This window comes from Gemmobacter caeni (assembly GCF_003054195.1).
In the GTDB taxonomy this organism is placed as follows: domain Bacteria; phylum Pseudomonadota; class Alphaproteobacteria; order Rhodobacterales; family Rhodobacteraceae; genus Gemmobacter; species Gemmobacter caeni.
The window spans coordinates 1-4,308 of the sequence record NZ_QBKP01000055.1 but is presented as its reverse complement, the minus strand read 5'-3'; the positions used below and the strand labels follow the sequence as shown (position 1 = coordinate 4,308).

Annotated in this window: 5 protein-coding genes; 3 read left to right on the top strand and 2 right to left on the bottom strand. The window is 63.2% G+C overall.

The window, feature by feature from the left end; translation table 11 throughout:
* On the top strand, positions 1–1,280 hold a 1,280-nt coding region (locus tag C8N34_RS26585; RefSeq protein WP_170120585.1), incomplete at its 5' end, for a hypothetical protein.
* Here the strand turns inward: C8N34_RS26585 and mobQ are convergent.
* On the bottom strand, positions 1,202–2,191 hold the full coding sequence (gene mobQ / locus C8N34_RS25575; RefSeq protein ID WP_158640821.1) for a MobQ family relaxase: 990 nt from the start codon (positions 2,189–2,191) through the stop codon (positions 1,202–1,204). The genes C8N34_RS26585 and mobQ overlap by 79 nt on opposite strands.
* Positions 2,192–2,709: 518 nt before the next feature.
* Here mobQ and C8N34_RS25565 point away from each other — a divergent pair.
* Positions 2,710–3,072 carry a hypothetical protein gene (locus tag C8N34_RS25565; RefSeq protein WP_108131049.1) on the top strand — a complete coding sequence of 121 codons (363 nt, stop codon included), beginning with the start codon at positions 2,710–2,712 and terminating at the stop codon, positions 3,070–3,072.
* On the opposite strand, the gene C8N34_RS25560 is transcribed toward C8N34_RS25565, so the two are convergent.
* Entirely contained in the window at positions 3,055–3,429 is a 375-nt protein-coding gene (locus C8N34_RS25560) for a helix-turn-helix domain-containing protein (RefSeq protein ID WP_108131048.1), read from the bottom strand. The two genes, C8N34_RS25565 and C8N34_RS25560, sit on opposite strands and share 18 nt — an antisense overlap.
* Positions 3,430–3,954: 525 nt before the next feature.
* On the opposite strand from C8N34_RS25560, the gene C8N34_RS26100 reads away from it, so the two are divergent.
* The coding region (locus C8N34_RS26100; RefSeq protein WP_146177492.1) for a hypothetical protein at positions 3,955–4,308 on the top strand (354 nt) is incomplete at its 3' end.

The following is a 4,308-nucleotide window of genomic DNA, read 5'->3' as shown; positions in this document are numbered from 1 at the left end:
TTTTTGATTGGCTCACCATCACGCTGCCGAACGGACGCAACGGGAAGGGCGAACGCCGCCGGGCTGACCCGTCCGAGGTTGCCGAGGCGGCCCGCCTGTCGGGTGTGGAACGCATCCAAGCCCTGCAACGCGTCCACTATGAGGACGCGTTGGGCGAGGAAGAGGCCCGTAAGGCACGGGACGCCTTTTGCCTCTGGGCCGTGCTGGCCGGTCTGCACATGCAGAGGGTCGGGGACGGAACGGACGGTTTCAAGGCGGCCCTGCATTATGCGGACTCGCCGATGGCAGAAGAGCGGCGGGCCACGGTGAGGGGCTTTCATGTCAGCAACATGCCGAGCCTTGAAATCCCCGGCGGTGATGGCCGTTGTGCGGTGTTTGCCCCGCAGGCCCTAAACGCCTTCGGCCCGTCCCTGCTGGCCCGTGCTGATGTGTCCATGGACCATAGCCAAGAGGGGCTGATGGACGCCCTGCTGGACTATGCCCGCCGCATGTCCAAGGCGTCCAAGATGGCGGCACCGCGTGTCATCGAGAGCGACACGGGCCGGACCTTCTATTGGGGCAAGGGTGAGGCGTCCGTGAAGGTTTACCAGAAAGACCTTGAACGGGTGGCGGACGGCAAGTTGGCCGTCGAGGAGGCGGACCCGCATCTTGTGCGGGTTGAGTTCCGGTTTTCGCCCAAATCGGACAAGAAGGCCGGGGCCGCAGGTCTGGCACGGAATGGGGCGTGGCGTCTGCTGGGGACCGTCCATTGGGTCCGCAGCATGGTCGAGCAAATTGCGGCATTAATCGGAGTCGAGAAGGGGGGCACAATGGCGGTTCAGCGGGTTATCAAGGCACCGGACGCCCGGACGGTCGAGGACAAGGCCGCCTATGGGTTGGAACAGTATGCCCGGACATTCTGCCGGGCGGCTGCGTCCCGCATCGTGGCCGAAAAGTTCAACAAGGACTGGATGGCGGCCGAGGTGTCGGCCGAGGAAGTCAGGGCCGCCGTGCTGGACATGGTGGCCGAGCATCTGGACATGCACGGCACCCCGGACGCGGTGGTGAGCCGCACGGGGCTGGATGAGGCACGGGACGCCGAGGCCGAGGCTCTGCGGGGGGCCGCCGTGATGGACTTCTGGATGGCCCGGCAACACCGGGCCACGGATGAGGCCAAGCGTGAGATGAAAGAGGCCGCCGCACATGCCCGGTTCAAGGCCGGTCAGGATGGGGACGGGGTATCGTCGTCCGGCTCTGGTGATGATGCGGATGCGGCGGGGTCGGGCACCGTCGCGGCATGACGGCCAAGGCCGAACATCCGGGAAATGCGGTTGTTGTGGTGTCCGGTCTCTGACCGGGCACCGGACACCCGGTCAACAAGCCCGGCGGTGGTCGTAGCGATGAACGCGGCGGCCCTTCGTGCCGTGTCGTATGCCGTCATGAGCCGATTGCGGGTCTCCCTGACCTCCGCCAAGGCCCGGCCCCGGTTGCTGACCGGACGCCCTGCCCGGCGGTCAATCGCTTGGGCCGACACGCCCAGGTGAGGTTCCGGCGGTCGGTCGAGGACGGCGGCCAGCAGGTCATCACCTGCGGCCAAGGCGTCCTCACGCTGTGCGGCAAGGGTGCGGTGGTCAACCCGTGCGGTTGACCCGGCGGCCTCCAGTGCGGCGTTCTGGGCGGCCTCCCACGATGCCCGCAGGTTCTCGAGGAACGCCTTGTCGTTCAGGTCGCGGGCCGCACCCTTCGCCCATCCGTCCACGGTTGCCCCGTCGAAACGCCGCAGGGTGGTCATGATGTGGGCATGGGTGTTGCGGTCGTCGCCTTCTCGGCTCGGCTCGTGAATGGCGATGTCCGCGACGATGCCGGCGGCGGCCAGGTGGTCCCGTGCCCAGGTGCGGACAAGCCGGGCTTGGGCTTCGGCGTCCAGCTCGGCGGGAAGGGCCACGCGGATTTCACGCGAAAGCCGCGAGTTCTTCCGCGTCTCCTTCGCGTGGACGGCGTTCCAGAGGGTCGGGCGGTCGGCGGCCCAATCCGGGGCACCTTCGGGCAACTCCATGAAGGTCGCCCGGACGCCACGCTTTCGGGTGTAGTCGTGCCGCGTCCCGGTGTCCGGGTCGGTCATGTCGGCCCCGGCCCGATATGCTGACGCGGCAACGGCTGACCGGCCATCACTTCGCCCGATAATGGACGCGGACAGGTGATATATCGCCACGGCGGCCCCTCCTCTTTTTACCGTCGGAGACGCCCCATCGGCGAGATGACCCCCGGTAGGGCGCCGGAAACAAACTCCCCAGAGTTTGTGTAAGTGCGCCCTTCGGGTTCTTGAGAACTTCTTGCTTCGTTCCCTCTCCGTTCATATAGGCCCTATGAAGGAGGACGGAAAATGGCAAGAACTTCAGTAGAAAAGCGGTTAGAGCGGGCCAAAGAGGCCAAGGCGAGGGCAGAGGCCCAGATACGACAAGCGGCGGCGAAACTTCGGGCAGAGGACCGGAAACAGGACGCACGGCGGAAAATCGTCCTGGGCGGTGCGGTTATCGGGCAAGCCGCAAAAGACCCTCAATGGTTCAAGGTGCTGCGGATGGCGATTGCCTCGATGCCAGAGAGGGACCGGGCACTGTTCGAGGGGTGGATACCTCCAAAGCCCGAGACGGTTTCGAAAGAGCAACCCGGCTGATTTGCTCGGTGCCCGATGGCAGGGCATTATCGCTTCATGGGCATAAGGAGCATTCCATGAGTGATTTAGAAATTGCGGTTTTCCCGAAAGAAGATGCGGGGGAGTTCCGCACCATCCTGAAAGAGCAGGACATAAAATATTCGGAAAGGATGTTTTTCCGGGACTCGGTGGATTCCGGTGGCGTCACCCTCTTGGGTGAGTTCACCATGATGGCAAATACCCTTGGTCCAGCGGTGATTGGTGCTATCGGCGGATGGGTTGCGGCCAGACAAGGCCGAAAGGTTCGGGTCAAAATGGGTGATATCGAGGCCGAAGCCGGGTCAGTGGAGCAGGTCAAGGAGTTGCTGGCTTTGGTTCACCAGCAATCTGCCAGTGAGGCCAAGGGCGATGATGACGAGGGGTCAGGTTCTGCCCAGTAGGCGGTCCACCCAGCCGGGCTGACGGGTCAAGGCTTGGGCCTGCGCCCGCCACTCATCCCGTTCTCTCTGCAAATCTTCGACGCGGGACAGGGCATCGCTCAACCGGGCCTCGGCAACGGCCAGCCGTGCCAAGGTCTCCGGGGTGTCCGATGGTATGACCGGCCCTTGTTCGGCCTCTGTCCGGTCGGTGTCCGGTCTCTGTCCGGCCCAACGGTCGAGGGCGTCCGGGTCAATCTGCCAGCGGTTCTCATTGTCGCGTATCGCGGGCAACGCCTTGGACTTCAAAGCCCGCATAATGGATGACCGCCCGCAGCCAACGCGAGCCGCCGCCTCTTTTGGTGAAAGCATCCGGTCCATGACCGGACATTGGCCGGGTGATTCGCGGCGGTCAAGGTCAGCCGTGCCATGACACGGGTTCCCTGCGGGTGCATTCTCTCAAAAAGGTATCTTGCTACCGCAAGAGCGGGCCGGGAGGACTGGCCGAAATCGTCCAGTCCTCTTTTTTTTGTGATGCCGGAAGGGGGAGGCGGCGTAGCCGCCGGGGGAAACCAGCAGGGTTTCACCCTTATGAAAGTTCAACGACAGAACGACATTAGGCGGGCGGAAGCGTGGAGACCTCAAGTATCGGAACGGTTCCGCCCGCCGGGAAAACTGTAGCACATCTTGGCCGGAAAGAAGCCAGATGCATCAATATGTTGATTTTTCCGGGTGTCGTTCATATGAAATGGAAAGGCCCCGGCGGAGAACCGGGGCCATAACCTGGACGAACGCCACAAGATTTCGCGGTCTAAGCGTGCGTCCTCAAACTTAGGAGAGATATAGCCATGTCATTCGTAAGAATCAACATGCTTGAGACCGCGTCCACCCTCAACGGGAGACGCGATGATGGCCCACGCCGGTAAGACACTTTCACAGCAGGCGGTCGCGGCTCTCGATGAGGCCCGCCGCAAGGCCCAAAACCCCCCACATGCTAACAGGGGGGGTAGTTCGGGGCAAACAACTGATTTTCAAAGTGAAAATCAGGCTCCGAACGGCCTAAAACCGGCGGTTTGTGCCTCAAAGTGCCCCCCCCCTTCGGACAAGCGGCAGAAGGGCAAGAAAACCACACCAGCCATGGAAAAATGGCTGGAAACATCGTGGTTTTTTGATTGGCTCACCATCACGCTGCCGAACGGACGCAACGGGAAGGGCGAACGCCGCCGGGCTGACCCGTCCGAGGTTGCCGAGGCGGCCCGC

Bases quoted from the DNA above. Each gene is read 5' to 3' on its own strand.
- C8N34_RS25565 (WP_108131049.1), top strand. From the start codon at position 2,710: ATGAGTGATTTAGAAATTGCGGTTTTCCCGAAAGAAGATGCGGGGGAG.
- C8N34_RS25560 (WP_108131048.1), bottom strand. From the start codon at position 3,429: ATGGACCGGATGCTTTCACCAAAAGAGGCGGCGGCTCGCGTTGGCTGC.